The following is a 17,591-nucleotide window of genomic DNA, read 5'->3' on the forward strand; positions in this document are numbered from 1 at the left end:
ACGTCGGTTCGGTACCGTCCGTCAGTTCTTGCTCAGGATCAGCCGGTCGTTTCCGGCCCGGCCCAGGAGCCCGGTCTCCTTGCGGAACGTACCGAGACGGACGAGGGTCGGCGCTTCGTATGCCTTCTTCATGACTCTCCTCGCGTGCTGGCTGCTCGGCCGCTCCCCTCGTCGACATGCCCGCGGCTCATCGGGAGCCCGGAGCGGGGAGCGGTGCGGCACCCAGCTAGCGGCAGAACCACCGGTCAGGGCAAGAAGGTCCGGAAAAGTATGACCGTATGCAAAACCTCGAGGACTCCGCTTGCCGGCCGGTCCGGTGTCGTCCGGTCCGGTGGGGCGCGCGGGGGCGGTTCGCCCGGACATTTGTGCGAAGAAACGTTCCCATCTCGGCTTCGGTGCGGGACCGCCGGCCCGGCACGGCGGTCCTGCCGCGAGGGGCGGAGGGGAGCCGCCGGGGCGCGTTCCCGGCCTTCCGGCGTGCACCATGCGCCTCCGCCTGTGCGGGGAGGGGAGAGGGTGTTGCAGGGGGTGCGGGCGTTCTCAGGCGGTCCGGCGGGCCGTCAGGACGCGCGGTCCGTTCTCGGTGATCGCCACCGTGTGTTCCACGTGGGCGGCGCGGGAGCCGTCGTTCGTGCGGAGGGTCCAGCCGTCCGGGGCGGTGTGGTAGGTGTCGGTGCCGCCGGCGATGAGCATCGGCTCGATCGCGAGACACATGCCGTGCCGCAGCGGCATCCCCCGGCCCGGCCGGCCCTCGTTCGGCACGCCCGGGTCCTCGTGCATGCGGCGGCCGATGCCGTGGCCGCCGAAGTCCTCCATGATGCCGTAGCCCGCGCCGCGGCACACCGTGCCGATCGCGTGCGCGATGTCGCCGACGCGGTTGCCGACGACGGCCGCCGCGATGCCCGCCGCGAGCGCCCGCTCGGCGGTCTCGATCAGCGTCACGTCGGCCGGGCGCGGGGTGCCCACGGTGAAGCTGATCGCCGAGTCCCCGGCCCAGCCGCCCAGTTGGGCACCGCAGTCGACGGAGACCAGGTCCCCGTCGCGCAGCCGGTAGCCGTCCGGGATGCCGTGCACGATCGCGTCGTTCACGGAGGCGCAGATCACCGCGGGGAACGGGGTCGGCGCGAAGGAGGGCCGGTAGCCCAGGAAGGGCGAGGCCGCACCCGCCGCACGCAGTACGTCCCGCGCCACCTCGTCCAGCTCCAGCAGGGAAACGCCCACGTCGGCGGCTTTCCGTACGGCCGTCAGCGCACCCGCGACGACCTGGCCCGCCTCGTACATGGCATCGATCGATGTGTCGGTCTTCAGTTCCACCATGCCAATTACTATACCGGTATTAGAATGGGTGCCATGGTGCGCACCCCCTTGACCCCGGAAGAGCGTGAACGCGGCGAGCGGCTCGGCAGGCTGCTGCGCGAGGCGCGCGGCGGCCGCAGCATGGCCGACGTCGCGGCGAGCGCCGGCATCTCGGCGGAGACCCTCCGCAAGATCGAGACCGGCCGGGCCCCGACCCCCGCGTTCTTCACGGTGGCCGCGCTGGCCGGCACGCTCGGCCTGTCGATGGACGAGGTGGCGGTGCGCTGCGCACCGGCCGCGCCCGCCCCTTCGGCCGCCGCCTGAGTCCCGCCGCAGAGCTCTCCGTGGCGTCGCTGTGACGCGACGGGAAGCGGATCCTGCGGCAGGGCGTCGTACGGTCGGCTCACCCACAGGAGTGCGAAACGCGATCGACTCAGCGGGTTCACGACGATGGTCTTGGCAAGGCCGCCCGAGAGGCTTAGGTTCGTCCCTCTACGACCCCTTCTACGGGCGTAGAGGCTCTGACGTCGCGTCGAAGGAGCAGCTCATGACCAACGTCGTACGTGCCGCTCTGGTCCAGGCCACCTGGACCGGGGACACCGAGTCCATGCTGGTGAAACACGAGGAGCACGCCCGTGAGGCGGCCCGGCGGGGCGCGAAGGTCATCGGGTTCCAGGAGGTGTTCAACGCCCCCTACTTCTGCCAGGTCCAGGATCCCGAGCACTACCGCTGGGCCGAGCCCGTGCCCGACGGGCCGACCGTCCGCCGGATGCGGGAACTGGCCCGCGAGACCGGCATGGTGATCGTCGTGCCGGTGTTCGAGATCGAGCAGTCGGGCTACTACTACAACACCGCCGCCGTGATCGACGCCGACGGCACCGTCCTCGGCAAGTACCGCAAGCACCACATCCCGCAGGTCAAGGGCTTCTGGGAGAAGTTCTACTTCCGGCCCGGCAACCTCGGCTGGCCGGTCTTCGACACCGCCGTGGGCAAGGTCGGCGTCTACATCTGCTACGACCGCCACTTCCCGGAGGGCTGGCGGCAACTCGGCATCAACGGCGCCCAGTTGGTCTACAACCCGTCCGCCACGCACCGCGGCCTCTCGTCCCACCTGTGGCGGCTGGAGCAGCCGGCGGCGGCCGTCGCCAACGAGTACTTCGTCGCCGCCATCAACCGCGTGGGCGTGGAGGAGTACGGCGACAACGACTTCTACGGCACCTCGTACTTCGTCGACCCGCGCGGACAGTTCGTCGGTGACGTCGCCAGCGACAGCAAGGAGGAACTCGTGGTCCGCGACCTGGACTTCGGCCTCATCGAGGAGGTGCGGCAGACGTGGGCCTTCTACCGCGACCGCCGCCCCGACGCCTACGAGGGGCTGGTGCGGCCGTGACCGACGACCTGCTGGGCCGCCACCGGTCCGTGCTGCCCGACTGGCTCGCCCTCTACTACGAGGAGCCCATCGAGATCACCCACGGCGAGGGCCGCCACGTCTGGGACTCCCACGGCAACCGCTACCTCGACTTCTTCGGCGGCATCCTCACCACCATGACCGCCCACGCCCTGCCCGAGGTCACCAAGGCGGTGAGTGAGCAGGCCGGGCGGATCGTCCACTCCTCCACCCTCTACCTCAACCGGCAGATGGTGGAACTCGCGGAGCGCATCGCGAAGCTGAGCGGCATCCCGGACGCCCGGGTGTTCTTCACCACCTCCGGCACCGAGGCCAACGACACCGCCCTGCTGCTCGCCACCACCTACCGGCGCAGCAACACGATCCTGGCCATGCGCAACAGCTACCACGGCCGCTCCTTCAGCTCGGTCGGCGTCACCGGCAACCGGAGCTGGTCCCCGACCTCGCTCTCCCCGCTGCAGACGCTCTACGTCCACGGCGGTGTGCGCAGCCGGGGCCCGTTCGCCGCGCTCGACGACTACGACTTCGTCGCGGCCTGCGTCGACGACCTCAAGGACGTCCTCGGCCACACCCGCCCGCCCGCCGCGCTGATCGCCGAGCCGATCCAGGGCGTCGGCGGCTTCACCTCGCCGCCCGACGGCCTGTACGCGGCCTTCCGCGAGGTGCTGCACGAGCGGGGCGTCCTGTGGATCTCCGACGAGGTGCAGACCGGCTGGGGCCGCACCGGCGAGCACTTCTGGGGCTGGCAGGCGCACGGCCGCGGCGGGCCGCCCGACATGCTGACCTTCGCCAAGGGCATCGGCAACGGCATGTCCATCGGCGGGGTCGTCGCCCGCGCCGAGATCATGAACTGCCTGGACGCCCACAGCATCTCGACCTTCGGCGGCACCCAGATCACCATGGCGGCGGGCCTGGCCAACCTCACCTACCTGCTGGAGCACGACCTCCAGGGCAACGCCCGCCGGGTCGGCGGCCTGCTCATCGAGCGGCTGCGGGCCGCCGCCGCCCACGTCCCCGCCGTGCGCGAGGTCCGCGGGCGCGGGCTGATGATCGGCGTCGAGCTGACGAAGCCCGGCACCGACGAGGCCGACCCGGCGGCCGCGTCCGCCGTCCTGGAGGCGGCCCGCGAGGGCGGTCTGCTCATCGGCAAGGGCGGCGGCCACGACACCAGCGTCCTGCGCATCGCCCCACCGCTGTCCCTCAACGTGGCGGAGGCCGAGGAGGGCGCCGCGATCCTCGAACGCGCCCTGAGGAGCACGTCGTAGCACCGGCTCGCAGAGCTCGTAGAACTCGTAGAGCTCGCAAAGCTCGTAGAGAGGGAGCCCATGAGCAGCCGTACCGTCATCCGCGGAGGCCTCGTCATCACCGCCTCCGACGAGATCCACGCCGACGTCCTGATCGAGGACGGCCGCATCGCCGCCCTCGCCGCCTCCGCCACCCCGGCCGCCGAGGCCTTCACCGCCGACCGGACCATCGACGCCACCGGCAAGTACGTCATCCCGGGCGGGGTCGACGCCCACACCCACATGGAGCTGCCGTTCGGCGGCACCTTCGCCTCCGACACCTTCGAGACGGGCACCCGGGCCGCCGCCTGGGGCGGTACGACCACCGTCGTCGACTTCGCCGTGCAGAGCGTCGGCCGGTCCCTGCGCCAGGGCCTGGACGCCTGGCACGCCAAGGCGGAGGGCACCTGCGCCATCGACTACGGCTTCCACATGATCGTCTCGGACGTCAACGACGAGACGCTGAAGGAGATGGACCTCCTGGTGGAAGAGGGCGTCACGTCATTCAAGCAATTCATGGCGTATCCAGGTGTCTTCTACTCCGACGACGGCCAGATCCTGCGCGCCATGCAGCGCTCCGCCGAGAACGGCGGGCTGATCATGATGCACGCCGAGAACGGCATCGCCATCGACGTGCTCGTCGAACAGGCCCTCGCCCGCGGCGAGACCGATCCCCGCTTCCACGGCGAGGTCCGCAAGGCCCTCCTCGAGGCCGAGGCCACCCACCGCGCCATCCGGCTCGCCCAGGTCGCCGGTGCCCCGCTGTACGTGGTGCACGTCTCCGCGACGGAGGCGGTCGCCGAGCTGACCCGGGCCCGCGACGAAGGGCTGAACGTCTTCGGCGAGACCTGCCCGCAGTACCTGTTCCTCTCCACCGACAACCTCGCCGAGCCCGGCTTCGAGGGCGCCAAGTACGTGTGCAGCACCCCGCTCAGGCCGAAGGAGCACCAGGCGGCCCTCTGGCGGGGCCTGCGCACCAACGACCTCCAGGTGGTCTCCACCGACCACTGCCCCTTCTGCTTCACCGGCCAGAAGGAACTCGGCCGCGGCGACTTCTCCAAGATCCCCAACGGTCTCCCCGGCGTGGAGAACCGCATGGACCTGCTCCACCAGGCCGTCCTCGACGGACACCTCTCCCGCCGCCGCTGGATCGAGATCGCCTGCGCCACCCCGGCCCGGATGTTCGGCCTGTACCCGAAGAAGGGCACCATCGCGCCCGGTGCCGACGCCGACGTCGTCATTTACGACCCGCACGCCGAGCAGGTCATGTCCGCCGACACCCACCACATGAACGTCGACTACTCGGCCTACGAGGGCAGGCGGGTCACCGGCCGCGTCGAGACCGTCCTCTCGCGCGGCGTCCCCGTCATCACCGACCGGGAGTACACCGGGCGGGCCGGACACGGCGTCTACACCCCGCGCTCCACCTGTCAGTACCTCACCTAGGAGAGCCGCGCATGGACTTCGGACTCGTCCTGCAGACCGACCCGCCGGCCTCACGGGTCGTCAGCCTGATGAAGCGCGCCGAGCGGAACGGCTTCACCCACGGCTGGACCTTCGACTCCGCCGTGCTGTGGCAGGAACCCTTCGTGATCTACAGCCAGGTCCTGGCCAACACCACGGGACTGAAGGTCGGCCCGATGGTCACCAACCCGGGCACCCGCACCTGGGAGGTCACCGCCTCCACCTTCGCCACCCTCAACGACATGTTCGGCAACCGCACCGTCTGCGGCATCGGCCGCGGCGACTCCGCGATGCGCGTCGCCGGACGCAGGCCCAACACGCTGGCCCGCCTCGGGGAGGCGATCGACGCGATCCGCGACCTCGCCGAGGGGCGGGAGGCCGAGGTCGACGGGCAGCCGCTGCGGATCCCGTGGGTGCGGGACGGGAAGCTGCCCGTCTGGATGGCGGCGTACGGGCCGAAGGCGCTGGCCCTCGCCGGACGGAAGGCCGACGGCTTCATCCTCCAGCTCGCCGACCCGTACCTCACCGAGTGGATGGTGAAGGCCGTGCGCGCCGCGGCCGCGGAGGCGGGGCGCGACCCCGCCTCCGTCACCGTCTGCGTCGCCGCCCCGGCGTACGTGGGCGACGACCTGGCGCACGCCCGGGAGCAGTGCCGCTGGTTCGGCGGCATGGTCGGCAACCACGTCGCCGACCTGGTCGCCCGCTACGGCGAGCACTCCGGCCTGGTCCCCGAGGCGCTGACGTCGTACATCAAGGAACGGCACGGCTACGACTACAGCCACCACGGGCGGGCCGGCAACCCGTCCACGGACTTCGTCCCCGACGAGATCGTCGACCGGTTCTGCCTGCTCGGCCCGGTCGAGGCGCACGTCGAGAAGCTGCGGGCGCTGCGCGAGCTGGGCGTGGACCAGTTCGCCGTGTACGACATGCACGACGCGCAGGAGACGACGATCGACGCGTACGGCGCGGAGATCATCCCGGCACTCCGCCGGTAACCGCCCCGAACAGGTACGCCCCTGCCGGTACGCCTCCGGCGCGCGTGCGCGTGCGGGGGCTACCGGGCCGTGCCGAAGTCCTGGGTCCAGTAGGAGCCGGGCTGGGCGAGACCGACACCGATCTCCTTGAACCCGCAGTTGAGGATGTTCTCCTTGTGGCCGGGACTGTTCATCCAGCCGGTCATCACCTGCTCGGGGGTGGAGTAGCCGTGGGCGACGTTCTCGCCGTAGGTGCTCCAGCTGTAGCCGGCGCGGGTGATGCGGTCGCCGGGCGAGGAGCCGTCCGACCCGGTGTGCGACATGGTGCCGCTCGCCGCCATGTCCTCGCTGTGGTCCTGCGCGGCCTTGGCCAGGGTGGCGTTCGCCTTCACCGGGGAGCAACCGGCCTTGGCGCGTTCGGCGTTGACGAGTTCCACGACCTTGGCGACGGCTCCGGAGGCACTGGCGCCGCCCGGTGCGGCCGGGCTCGGCGCGGTGGCGGTGGGCTTCGGGGCCGCGGTCGTGGGCTTGGGAGCCGCGGTGGTGGGCTTCGGGGCCGCGGTGGTGGGCTTGGGAGCGGCCGTGGTGGGCTTCGGGGCCGCGGTGGTGGGCTTGGGAGCGGCCGTGGTGGGCTTCGGGGCCGCGGTGGTGGGCTTGGAGGTGGCTGCCCCGGGGGCCTTCGTCTTCGGCTTGTGCGACGGCTTCGCGCTGCTGTGCTTCGGCGTGCCGGGCTTCGAGGCGCTCGCGGTGGCGGTCGGCGTGTCCGACGGCAGGGCCGTGGGCTCACCGGGCTGCCGGCTGCTCCACTGGCCGTACCAGTCGGGGCCGCCCCACCCGCCCTCGGTCCCGGCCGCCGCGCCCTGGCTCTGCCGGCTGTCGTCGCCGGACCAGTCCGTGCAGGCCATGGCGACCGAGGGTATGCCTATGACCCCCATGGCGACAGCCGCGACGACCGTCCGCCGGTACTGCTTCTGATGACGATGCTTTCCCATGAGTGACCTCACCCCTGCTGTCCGGAGGCTGGTCATTCTTCGGACGCCCCGGCGCCGGGCGCAAAGGGCCCTCGTACTACCGGGCTTCGTAGGACCGCAGGGGGCTTGCGACGGGCGGGAGAGCATGCCGACCCGCCCGCGGCGTGCCTCTCGGGACGTCTGCCGCCCCGTCAGAAAGCCGTATGCGGCGAAGGAGCGGTGGCCACCGGCTTTCCACCCGGGCACCCCCTGCCCCGCCCCCGTCCGCATTCACGGCAAGACGGACAAGTCCCCTATGTCGCCAGGATGATCGCTACTAAGCGACCCGCGCAGATCGTCGACAGCTGTGACAGATGTCACGGAACCATCAATTCCGGTTCTTCTCCAGTGCCGCCATCGCCTCCTTGGCGGCCTTGATGGCGCCCTTGTTGATCTCGTCCGTGCCCGGTGCCTTCTTCGACTCGAAGTCGCTGCCGTTGTACGTCACGACCACCAGCGCGTTGGAGGCGCGGGCCACCACCACGCCCTCGCGCGTCTGCTGCTTGTCCTCGGTGGTGAGGTTCACGACGGAGTACGCCGCGTCCCCGAGCCCGGGGACCGCGCCCCCGCCGCTCATGTCCGCCAGCCGCCCCTGGTACGACCGCTCCGCCGCCTCGTCCGACTCCAGCACCTCGAAGGAGACGTCGAGCCAGCGGTACTCGTAGCCCTTGAGCGCGTTCCAGGAGCAGGTGCGGCGCAGGTCCGAGTCCGTGGACGGTATCTCCTTGCCGGCCGTCCTGGCGCCCGGCACAAGGGACTTGACGGTCTTCTCGACAACGCTGTCGCACGGTGCCGGCGCGGCGGCGTACGTCTTCACCGCCTGCGTCCGCGAAGGGGCGGCGGACTCGGTCTTCGTCTTCCCGGTCGGCTGGTCCGCGGCCTTCGACGGCGCGTCCGTCGGGCCGGAGGACAGCGCCCAGCCGGCCGCGGCGAGGACGATGACCGGGGACAGGCGCGCGGTCAGGGCGACCGGCAGGGGAAAGGAACGCACGGCGCACTCTTCGTGGGGGACGGTGCGGAGGGGGTCCGCACAGCGGACGGGACGCCAGTGTCACACGCGTTCCCACGGTGCGGGAAGGGCCAACTCGCTCCGTAGGGGGGCGGTGACAGGTGCGTACCGCCGGAGGAGGCGACTTGCCTCAATTCCCCCCGTCAAGAGGTGATTTGCGTGCTCAGGGCACGCGGGCGGTCCAATCCGGCGTGGTGAACTTCGTCCGCGCCAGTTCCTCCGCGAGGGCCAGCTCCTGGTCCGTCACCTTGCCGTCCGCCGCCCCGTACCGGGCGCGGAACGAGTCGATCATCCGCTCGATGACGGCCTCGCGCGGCAGACCGGTCTGCCGACGCAGCGGGTCCACCCGCTTCTTCGCGCTCCTGGTGCCCTTGTCGGACAGCTTCTCCCGGCCGATGCGCAGCACGTCGAGCATCTTGTCGGCGTCGATGTCGTACGCCATCGTCACGTGGTGCGGCACCGCGCCGGGACCGCCGTCCGGGCCCACGATCCGCTTCTGCGCGGCGCCCGCGATCTTGCCCTGGTCGGTGGCGATGTCGTTCAGCGGCTGGTACCAGGCTTGGATCCCCATCTCGCCGAGCGCGCCCAGCACCCAGTCGTCAAGGTAGGCGTAGCTGTCCTGGAACGACAGCCCCTGCACCAGCGCCTCCGGCACGGACAGCGAGTGCGTGATGGTGTTGCCGGGTTCCACGAACATCGCGCCGCCGCCGGAGATCCGGCGCACCACCTCGACGCCGTGCCGCCGGGCGCCCTCGGGGTCGACCTCGTTGCGCAGCGACTGGAAGCTCCCGATGATCACCGCCGGGGCGCCCCACTCCCACACCCGCAGCGGTGGGGGTCCCCCCACGCCCTCAAGGCAGTGGGGGAGGACGCCGGCCGGCGGCGACCTCGGCGGTCAGGACCTCGTCCAGCGCCATGTGCAGGGCGGGGGACTGCGGGCCCTCGTGGACCACCTGCCAGTCGTAGTCGGTCCAGTCGGTGGCGTGCGCGAGCGCGCGGCGCACCGCGGTGCCGACGCCCTCCGGGGTGAGCCCGTACATCACGGTCCCCTCGGGGAGGGCCGCGTCGATCCGCGCGGCGAGCCCGGCGGCGTCGGTGTCGGCGGGGGCGCCGTCCAGGGCGCGGTTCACGGCGTCCAGCGCCTCGTCGGGTTCCAGGAAGAAGTCGCCCGCCACCCGCGCGCGGCGCAGCACGCCGTCCTCCACGTCCAGGTCCACGACGACGAGCTTGCCGCCGGGAACCTTGTACTCACCGTGCACGGCTCCGCCTTTCCCCGCTGTCGTGGACGCCAGCACCGGCGGGGGCCGGGGTGTTCCCCGCCCCGGACCGGCGGGAGGCCGGGCGGCCCCGGCGGCGACCGGGAACGGGTGCGGAACGGGAACGGGTGCGGAACGGGCGGTCGGAGGGTGGCGGGTCGATTGCCGGGGGGCACAGGGCGGTGCGGCACGATCCGCCCGGGACGTTCCAGCAGACTGGGCGTGGCCGACGGCAGGAGCTCGGGGCACGGGTGGCGGGAGCCCTCCGGGACCCGGGCGGCCCGGCCCGCCACCATCCGTCCAGCCCAGGAGGCACCATGACCCCGTCCCAGTCCCAGCCCCTCCGCGGCGTCGTGCCGCCCGTCTGCACCCCCCTGGACGCGTCGGGCGAGGTCGACACCGTCTCGCTCACCCGGCACGTGGAGCGCCTCGTGAGCGAGGGGGTGCACGGGGTGTTCGCCCTGGGCTCCAGCAGTGAGGTCGCCTTCCTCACCGACCGGCAGCGGGAGGTGGTGCTGCGGACCGTCGTCGGGGCCGTCGCGGGCCGCGTCCCCGTGCTCGCCGGCGTCATCGACATGACCACGCCCCGCGTCCTCGTCCACGCGGAGGCCGCCCGCGAGGCCGGCGCCGACGCGCTGGTCGCGACCGCACCCTTCTACACCCGGACCCACCCCGTCGAGATCGCCCACCACTTCCGCACCGTCCGCTCCCGCGTCGGCCTGCCCCTGTACGCCTACGACCTCCCGGTCTCCGTGCACAGCAAGCTCTCCGTCGCCCTGGTGCGCGAACTCGCCGCGGACGGCACGCTGGCCGGCCTCAAGGACAGCAGCGGCGACGAGGGCTCCCTGCGCCGGCTCATCGTCGGACTCGGCGGGCGCGAGGGCCGCGCCGACGGCCCGGCGCCCTCCTTCAGCATCCTCACCGGCTCCGAACTCACCGTGGACACCGCCCTGCTGGCCGGCGCCGACGGCGTCGTGCCCGGCCTGGGCAACGTGGACCCCGCCGGGTACGTACGCCTCTACGACGCCGTACGCGGCGGCGACCTCGACCGTGCCGTCGAGGAACAGGAGCGGCTCGTCGAGCTGTTCGGCATGGTCGACGCCGGACCGGAGAACGAGATGGGCCGCAACTCCTCCGCCATCGGTGCCTTCAAGCACGCGCTGCGCCTGCTCGGGGTGTTCGCCGACGGCACCACCGCGGCCCCGCAGATCCAGCTGGGCGACGCCGCGATCGCGCTCGTCGAGCAGCGGCTGCGCGGCGCCGGCCTGCTCCCGGCCCGGTGACGGCACGGCACCCGGACGACGCACCGGTGACCGGCCGCAGCCTCGCCGACCAGGGACTTCGCGGCCGGCCCCGGCTGCTGGCCGGCGGTCGGCGCAGGACGGGGGCCGGTTAGCCTGAGCGCATGCGTGTCATCAGGGACCTGCCGGCACTCGCCGCCGGCGAGGGGGACGTGCCCTTCGTGATCCAGGGGTACGAGGAGGTCGTCGCCGCCGACACGACGTGGAACGAACACTCGCACCCCTGGCACGAACTCCTCTGGAACGAGTACGGCACCTCCACCGCCGTGGTCGGGTCCCAGGTGTGGTGCATCACGCCGACGCTGGGCCTGTGGATGCCGGCGGGGCAGCTGCACTCCGCCTCCGCGGTCGCCGGGACCTCCTACCGCGCCCACTTCTTCCGGCACGGCACACGGTCGGCGCTGCCCGACGAGCCGGTGGCCGTGGAGATCACCCCGCTGCTCCGGCTGCTCCTGGAGCGGCTCGAGGAGCCCGGTCTGCCGCCGCGCTCCAGGGCCGTGGCCGAGGCGATGGTGCTCGACGTGCTGTGCCCGTCGTCCCGGGCGCTGCTGGTGCAGCTGCCCACCTCCGCGTTGCTGCGGCCCATCGTGGACGCCGTACGGGCCGATCCCTCCGACCAGCGCACGCTCACCGGCTGGGCCGCCGCCCTCGGGTGCAGCGCCCGCACGATCACCCGCGCGTTCCAGAGCGAGACGGGCACGAGCTTCGCCCGCTGGGTCGCCTCGGTGCGGGCCCAGCACGCCGTGCAGCTGCTGTCCCTGGGCTTCGAGGTCGACGTGGTGGCCGACGCGGTCGGCTACCGCTCGGCGAGCGCCTTCGGGGCGGCCTTCCGGCGGACGACCGGCATGACCCCCGGCAGGTTCCGGGCGCGCTGAAGGACCGGGGAGGGCGACGGCCGTCGTCCGGGGAACCCGTCCGCCCGCATGTCCCGATCGCTACAACGGATGTCGAAAAGGCTCGATTGATCGAAGCGCCCCCACTCCATACGCTGTTCAGGCAAGCCTTACCTAACTTGCTGTAGCGAGTCTGGTGCCCTGCTCCACGACCCACGGTCCCCGGTCCGGACGTGCGAGCTCCGGCACCCCGGACCGAAAGTGGAACACGGTCGATGAGAACCCCACGCCTTCGTGCGCTCGCCCTCGCGGCGGCCCTCCTGTTCGGACTCACCGCCTGCGGCGGCGAGTCCGGCGACACCGACGACGACAGCGGCGCCGCCGGTGCCGACGCCAAGGGCTCCGGCCAGTTCCCGGTGACGATCGAGCACGCCCTCGGCACCACGGTCATCCCCGACAAGCCGAAGCGCGTCGCCACCGTGAACTGGGCCAACGACGAGGTCCCGCTCGCCCTCGGCGTCGTCCCCGTCGGCATGGCCAAGGCCAACTTCGGCGACGACGACGGCGACGGCGTACTGCCCTGGGTCGAGAAGCGGCTCAAGGAACTCGACGCCAAGACGCCGGTCCTGTTCGACGAGACCGACGGCATCGACTTCGAGGCCGTCGCCGACACCAGGCCGGACGTCATCCTCGCCTCGTACTCCGGACTGACGGAGCAGGACTACGAGACCCTCAGCCAGATCGCCCCCGTCGTGGCCTACCCCGAGGCCGCCTGGGCGACCCCGTGGCGCGACATCATCCGCTTCAACAGCAAGGCCATCGGACTGGCCGACGAGGGCGACGACCTGATCGCCGACCTCGAGGGGCAGATCGAGAAGACCGCCGCGAAGTACCCCCAGCTGAAGGGGAAGACGGCGATGTTCATGACGCACGTGTCGTCCAAGAACGTCAGCCAGGTCGGCTTCTACACCACCCACGACACCCGCACGCAGTTCTTCACCGACCTCGGCATGAAGATCCCCGCCAGCGTCTCCGGGCCGTCCGAGTCGACGAAGAAGTTCGTCCTCACCAAGAGCGCCGAGCACATCGACGACTTCAACGACGTCGACATCATCACCGGCTACGGGGACGACAAGGGCGAGCTGCTGAAGGCCCTCAAGAAGGACCCGCTCACCTCCAAGCTGGCCGCCGTGAAGCGGGACTCCCTCTACCTGCTGCCCGGCAGCACCCCGCTGGCCACCGCCGCCAACCCGACCCCGCTGTCCATCCCGTACGTCCTGGAGGACTACGTGAAGGCGCTCGCCGAGGCCGCGGACAAGGCAGCGTGACCGTCACCGAGAACCCGCCCGCGCCGGACACCGCCCCGCTGCGGCGTCCGGCGCGCGTGCGCGTCACCTGGCTCCTCGTCGTCGCCGCGGTCCTGCTCGCCGCCATGACGGCCTCCCTCGCCCTCGGCTCCCGGAACGTCGCCTGGGCCGACGTGTGGGCGGCGCTCGGCGGAGCGGAGGGCACCCTGGAGGAGGCGGCGGTCGCCAACCGCGTACCGCGCACCCTCCTCGCCGTCGCCGTCGGCGCCGCCCTGGGCCTCTCCGGCGCGGTCATGCAGGGCGTCACCCGCAACCCGCTGGCCGACCCCGGCATCCTCGGCGTCAACATGGGCGCCTCGCTCGCCGTGGTCACCGGCATCGCCTACTTCGGCCTCGCGTCGGTGTCCGGGTACATCTGGGCGGCGATGACCGGGGCGGCCGTGACCGCCGGGTTCGTGTACGCCGTCGGCTCGCTGGGCCGGGGCGGCGCCACCCCGCTGAAGCTGGCCCTCGCCGGTGCCGCCATCGCGGCCGCGCTCGCCTCCCTGGTCAGCGCCGTCGTCCTGCCGCGCAACGACATCTCCGACACCTTCCGGCTGTGGCAGATCGGCGGCGTCGGCGGCGCCACCTACGCGCAGCTCGGCAGCGTCCTGCCGTTCCTCGCCGCCGGCTTCGTCGTCTGCCTGGCCTCCGCCCGCGCCCTCAACTCCCTCGCCCTGGGCGACGAGCTGGCCGCCGGACTCGGCGAGCGGGTGGCCCTCGTGCGGGCGGGCGCCGCGCTCGGCGCGGTGGTGCTGTGCGGCGCGTCCACCGCCGTCGCCGGCCCGATCGCCTTCGTCGGACTCGTCGTACCGCACGCCTGCCGGCTGCTGGTGGGCGTGGACCACCGCTGGCTGCTGCCGTTCTCCGCGCTGGGCGGCGCCGTCCTGCTGACGGTCGCCGACGTGGTGGGGCGGGTCGTGGCCCGGCCGTCCGAGATCGAGGTGGGCATCGTGACCGCGTTCGTCGGCGCCCCCTTCTTCATCCACATCGTCCGCCGGCAGAAGGTCAGATCCCTGTGAGCGCCCCCGTCGTCACCGCCCCGCCCACCCTGCGCACGGTCACCCGGGCCCGGGTCCGCCGCGCGTACCGGCGACGGCTGATCGTCTGCGCCCTGCTGGTCCTCGTCGTCGCCGCCTTCGGCACCACGCTCATGGCCGGGCACACCTTCTACCCGGCCTCCGACGTGCTGCGCGTCGTCATGGGCGAGCGGGTGCCGGGCGCCTCCTTCACCGTCGGCACGCTGCGGCTGCCGCGCGCGGTGCTCGCCCTGACCGCCGGGTTCAGCTTCGGCATGGCCGGCGTCACCTTCCAGACGATGCTCCGCAACCCGCTCGCCAGCCCCGACGTCATCGGCATCAGCGCGGGCGCGGGCGCGGCGGCGGCCATCGCCATCGTCACCTTCTCGCTGAGCGAGACCCAGGTGTCCGCCCTGGCGATCGCCGCCGCGCTCGGGGTGGCACTGCTGGTGTACGTCCTCGCGTTCCGCGACGGGGTCGCCGGCACCCGGCTCATCCTGATCGGCATCGGCATCGCCGCCCTCCTCGACAGCGTCACCTCCTACGTCCTGTCCCGGGCCGGCGAGTGGGACCTCCAGGCGGCGATGCGCTGGCTCACCGGCAGCCTCAACGGCACCACCTGGGAGGAGGCCGTGCCCACCGTCCTGGCCGTGCTGGCGCTCGGCCCGGTGCTGCTGTCCCAGGGCCGCAACCTGAGCGCGCTGAGCCTGGGCGACGACACGGCCTCCGCGCTCGGCGTCCGCGTCGAACGCACCCGCGTCACCGTGATCGTCGCCGCCGTCGGACTGATCGCGTTCGCCACGGCGGCCGCCGGACCGATCGCCTTCGTCGCGTTCCTCTCCGGTCCGATCGCCGCCCGGCTCACCGGAACCGGCGGCTCCCTGCTGGTGCCGGCCGGCCTGGTCGGCTCCCTGCTCGTCCTGGTCGCCGACTTCACCGGCCAGTACGCCTTCGACACCCGCTACCCGGTGGGCGTCGTCACCGGCGTCCTCGGCGCGCCTTACCTTGTCTACTTGATCGTCCGCACCAACCGGGCCGGAGGCTCACTGTGACCGCGTCCCACACCCTCGCCACCGAGGACCTCACGCTCGGCTACGGCGACCGCGCCGTCATCGAGGGCCTGGACCTGACCCTCGCGGCCGGGCGGATCACGGTGATCGTCGGCGCCAACGCCTGCGGCAAGTCGACGCTGCTGCGCTCGATGTCCCGGCTGCTGGTCCCGCGCACCGGCCGGGTCGTCCTGGACGGCAAGGAGGTCCACCGCACCCCCGCCAAGGAACTCGCCCGCACCCTCGGCCTGCTGCCGCAGTCACCGGTCACGCCCGAAGGCATCACGGTCCTCGACCTGGTCGGCCGGGGCCGCCACCCCCACCAGCGGGCCTTCTCCCGCTGGACGGCCCAGGACGACGCCGCGGTCGCCGCCGCGCTGGAGGCCACACAGACGACCGAACTGATGGACCGGTCCGTCGACGAACTCTCCGGCGGCCAGCGCCAGCGCGTGTGGATCGCGATGGCGCTGGCCCAGCAGACCGACCTGCTGCTGCTCGACGAGCCCACCACGTTCCTCGACGTCAGCCACCAGATCGAGGTCCTCGACCTGCTGACCGACCTGAACCGGACCCGCGGCACCACGATCGTCATGGTCCTGCACGACCTCAACCTGGCCGCGCGCTACGCGGACCGGCTCGTCGCCCTGGCCGCGGGCCGGCTGCACGCCGCCGGAACACCCGAGGAGGTGATGACCGAGGACACGGTCCGGGCCGTCTACGGCATGGACAGCCGCGTCATCGAGGACCCGGTCTCGGGCAAGCCCCTCGTCCTGCCGATCGGACGCCACCACTCGACGACCGGGGACGCGGACGCCGCCCCCGCGCCGGAACCGGCCGGGAGCCGCTGACCATGCACGCCAAACTCGCCGCCGTACTCCCCGATCTCTCCCCCTGGCGCTCCTCCCGCGACTTCCGCCTGCTCTGGGTGCAGGGCGTCGTCACCTACGTCGGCAGCGTGATGGCGCTCATCGCGCTGCCGCTGCAGATCAAGGAGCTGACCGGTTCACCGCTCGCGGTGGGCGCGATGGGCGCCGTCGAACTGGTGCCGCTGGTGGTCTTCGGCCTGTACGGCGGGGCACTCGCCGACGCCGTGGACCGGCGCAAGGTCATCGTGCTCACCGAGGCGGGACTGGGGGTGCTGGCCGCCGTCCTGCTGCTGAACGCGCTGCTGCCCAGCCCCATGCTGTGGCCGCTGTACGTGGTCGCGGCCGGTGTCGCGGCACTCGCCGGACTCCAGCGGCCCGCCCTGGACTCGCTGCTGGCCCGGATCGTCCCGCACGACCAGCTCGCCGCCGCCGCCGCGCTGAACGCCCTGCGCTGGCAGGCGGGCGCGATCGGCGGACCCGCGCTGGCCGGCCTCGTGGTGGCGTACGCGGGCAACGTCCCCGCGTACGCCACCACGGTGGTCTGCTTCCTCGCGTCGGTCCTGATGTGCCGTCGGCTCTCTCCCGTGCCGCCCGTCGAGCACGCGGCCAAGCCGTCGTTGCGCGGCATCGCCGAAGGGGCCAGGTACGCCTGGTCGCGGCCGGTGCTCCTCGGCACGTACGCGGTGGACCTGGCGGCGATGTTCTTCGCCTTCCCCAACACGATCTTCCCCTTCCTCGCCGACGAGCTCGACGCCGACTGGTCGCTGGGCCTGATGTACTCGGCGGGCGCCGTCGGGTCGCTGCTGCTCAGCCTCACGAGCGGCTGGGTGTCCCGGACGCGGCGGCACGGCCTGCTGGTGGTGTTCGGCGCCGCCGGCTGGGGCCTGGCCATGGCGGCGGCCGGCTGGACGTCGAACGTGTGGCTGGTCCTGGCGTGCCTCGGTCTGGCGGGGGCGGGGGACATGCTCAGCGGTCTCGGCCGCTCGACCATCTGGAACCAGACCATCCCCGACCGGCTGCGCGGCCGGCTCGCCGGCATCGAGGTCCTCTCCTACAGCGTCGGCCCGCAGCTGGGCCAGGTCCGCGCCGGGGCGATGGCCGGCTGGACCGGTGTCCGCCCCGCGATCTGGACGGGCGGACTCGCGTGCGTCGCGGCGGTGGGCCTGCTCGCCGCCGCGCTGCCGAAGCTCATCAGCTACGACGCCCGCACCGACGAGGACGCCCGCCGCCGCGCCGCCGAGGGCACCGGAACCGCGCCGGACGCCGAGGGCGCCGGAACCGCGCCAGATGCCGAGGGCGCCGGAACCGCGCCGGACGCCGAGGGCACCGGAACCGCGCCGGACGCCGAGGGCGCCGGAACCGCGCCGGGCACGGACGTCCCGCGCGTGTCCGGCGCCGCACCGGCTGCCCGGGGCGCTTCCGCCGAGCGGCCCGTGGAGCGGGGAGAACCGTCGCACCCCTCTTGACGCCCGGCGGT

At 72.4% G+C, this 17,591-nt stretch carries 15 protein-coding genes and 2 pseudogenes; 12 read left to right on the plus strand and 5 right to left on the minus strand.

Features of this window, described 5'->3' with window-relative positions; all coding sequences use genetic code 11:
* Nucleotides 1-21: 21 nt before the first annotated feature.
* Together AB0A94_RS29860 and map are read right to left on the minus strand one after the other, a co-directional pair.
* Nucleotides 22-132 (minus strand): keywimysin-related RiPP, encoded by a 111-nt coding sequence (locus tag AB0A94_RS29860; protein WP_107056101.1) that lies wholly within the window; start codon nucleotides 130-132, stop codon nucleotides 22-24.
* Between the two features lie 408 nt (nucleotides 133-540).
* A complete protein-coding gene (map, locus tag AB0A94_RS29865; protein WP_361749050.1) occupies nucleotides 541-1,317 on the minus strand; it encodes a type I methionyl aminopeptidase in 777 nt (258 codons plus the stop codon).
* Between the two features lie 33 nt (nucleotides 1,318-1,350).
* Here map and AB0A94_RS29870 point away from each other — a divergent pair, with 33 nt between their 5' ends.
* The 5 genes from AB0A94_RS29870 (at nucleotide 1,351) to AB0A94_RS29890 (ending at nucleotide 6,446) form a co-directional block, all read left to right on the plus strand.
* Entirely contained in the window at nucleotides 1,351-1,620 is a 270-nt protein-coding gene (locus AB0A94_RS29870; protein WP_217135749.1) for a helix-turn-helix transcriptional regulator, read from the plus strand.
* Nucleotides 1,621-1,843: 223 nt separating this feature from the next.
* Nucleotides 1,844-2,686 (plus strand): nitrilase-related carbon-nitrogen hydrolase, encoded by an 843-nt coding sequence (locus AB0A94_RS29875; RefSeq protein WP_361749052.1) that lies wholly within the window; start codon nucleotides 1,844-1,846, stop codon nucleotides 2,684-2,686.
* Nucleotides 2,683-3,969, plus strand: a complete 1,287-nt coding sequence (locus tag AB0A94_RS29880; RefSeq protein WP_361749053.1) for an aspartate aminotransferase family protein — start codon at nucleotides 2,683-2,685, stop codon at nucleotides 3,967-3,969. Before AB0A94_RS29875 ends, AB0A94_RS29880 begins: the two co-directional genes overlap by 4 nt.
* A gap of 60 nt (nucleotides 3,970-4,029) precedes the next feature.
* Nucleotides 4,030-5,433 carry a dihydropyrimidinase gene (gene hydA, locus AB0A94_RS29885; protein ID WP_361749054.1) on the plus strand — a complete coding sequence of 468 codons (1,404 nt, stop codon included), beginning with the start codon at nucleotides 4,030-4,032 and terminating at the stop codon, nucleotides 5,431-5,433.
* Nucleotides 5,434-5,444: 11 nt separating this feature from the next.
* A complete protein-coding gene (locus AB0A94_RS29890) occupies nucleotides 5,445-6,446 on the plus strand; it encodes a TIGR03842 family LLM class F420-dependent oxidoreductase (RefSeq protein ID WP_361749055.1) in 1,002 nt (333 codons plus the stop codon).
* Nucleotides 6,447-6,505: 59 nt separating this feature from the next.
* Here the strand turns inward: AB0A94_RS29890 and AB0A94_RS29895 are convergent, their stop codons facing one another.
* From AB0A94_RS29895 to AB0A94_RS29905, 3 genes and pseudogenes are all read right to left on the minus strand, one after another.
* Nucleotides 6,506-7,417, minus strand: coding sequence for a CAP domain-containing protein (locus AB0A94_RS29895; protein WP_361749056.1), 912 nt, complete (start codon nucleotides 7,415-7,417; stop codon nucleotides 6,506-6,508).
* Between the two features lie 346 nt (nucleotides 7,418-7,763).
* Nucleotides 7,764-8,426 carry a hypothetical protein gene (locus AB0A94_RS29900; protein ID WP_361749057.1) on the minus strand — a complete coding sequence of 221 codons (663 nt, stop codon included), beginning with the start codon at nucleotides 8,424-8,426 and terminating at the stop codon, nucleotides 7,764-7,766.
* Nucleotides 8,427-8,607: 181 nt separating this feature from the next.
* Nucleotides 8,608-9,703: pseudogene (locus AB0A94_RS29905) on the minus strand (biotin/lipoate A/B protein ligase family protein).
* Between the two features lie 314 nt (nucleotides 9,704-10,017).
* On the opposite strand from AB0A94_RS29905, the gene AB0A94_RS29910 reads away from it, so the two are divergent.
* From AB0A94_RS29910 to AB0A94_RS29940, 7 genes and pseudogenes are all read left to right on the plus strand, one after another.
* Nucleotides 10,018-10,983 (plus strand): dihydrodipicolinate synthase family protein, encoded by a 966-nt coding sequence (locus tag AB0A94_RS29910; RefSeq protein ID WP_361749058.1) that lies wholly within the window; start codon nucleotides 10,018-10,020, stop codon nucleotides 10,981-10,983.
* A gap of 122 nt (nucleotides 10,984-11,105) precedes the next feature.
* Nucleotides 11,106-11,876: an AraC family transcriptional regulator gene (locus AB0A94_RS29915; RefSeq protein WP_361749059.1), complete on the plus strand. Its 771-nt coding sequence runs from the start codon at nucleotides 11,106-11,108 to the stop codon at nucleotides 11,874-11,876.
* A gap of 233 nt (nucleotides 11,877-12,109) precedes the next feature.
* The gene (locus tag AB0A94_RS29920) at nucleotides 12,110-13,162 is read left to right on the plus strand and encodes an iron-siderophore ABC transporter substrate-binding protein (RefSeq protein WP_361749060.1); all 1,053 of its coding nucleotides are present in this window, start codon (nucleotides 12,110-12,112) and stop codon (nucleotides 13,160-13,162) included.
* Nucleotides 13,159-14,202 (plus strand): iron ABC transporter permease, encoded by a 1,044-nt coding sequence (locus tag AB0A94_RS29925; RefSeq protein ID WP_361749062.1) that lies wholly within the window; start codon nucleotides 13,159-13,161, stop codon nucleotides 14,200-14,202. Before AB0A94_RS29920 ends, AB0A94_RS29925 begins: the two co-directional genes overlap by 4 nt.
* Nucleotides 14,199-15,251, plus strand: coding sequence for an iron chelate uptake ABC transporter family permease subunit (locus AB0A94_RS29930; RefSeq protein WP_361749063.1), 1,053 nt, complete (start codon nucleotides 14,199-14,201; stop codon nucleotides 15,249-15,251). The genes AB0A94_RS29925 and AB0A94_RS29930 overlap by 4 nt, the downstream gene beginning before the upstream one ends.
* Nucleotides 15,248-16,096 carry an ABC transporter ATP-binding protein gene (locus tag AB0A94_RS29935; RefSeq protein ID WP_361749064.1) on the plus strand — a complete coding sequence of 283 codons (849 nt, stop codon included), beginning with the start codon at nucleotides 15,248-15,250 and terminating at the stop codon, nucleotides 16,094-16,096. Before AB0A94_RS29930 ends, AB0A94_RS29935 begins: the two co-directional genes overlap by 4 nt.
* A gap of 2 nt (nucleotides 16,097-16,098) precedes the next feature.
* Nucleotides 16,099-17,355, plus strand: a pseudogene (locus tag AB0A94_RS29940) (MFS transporter); the annotation flags it as partial.
* Nucleotides 17,356-17,591: the final 236 nt, after the last annotated feature.

The sequence above is a fragment of the Streptomyces sp. NPDC044984 genome, from assembly GCF_040646935.1.
Lineage (GTDB): Bacteria > Actinomycetota > Actinomycetes > Streptomycetales > Streptomycetaceae > Streptomyces.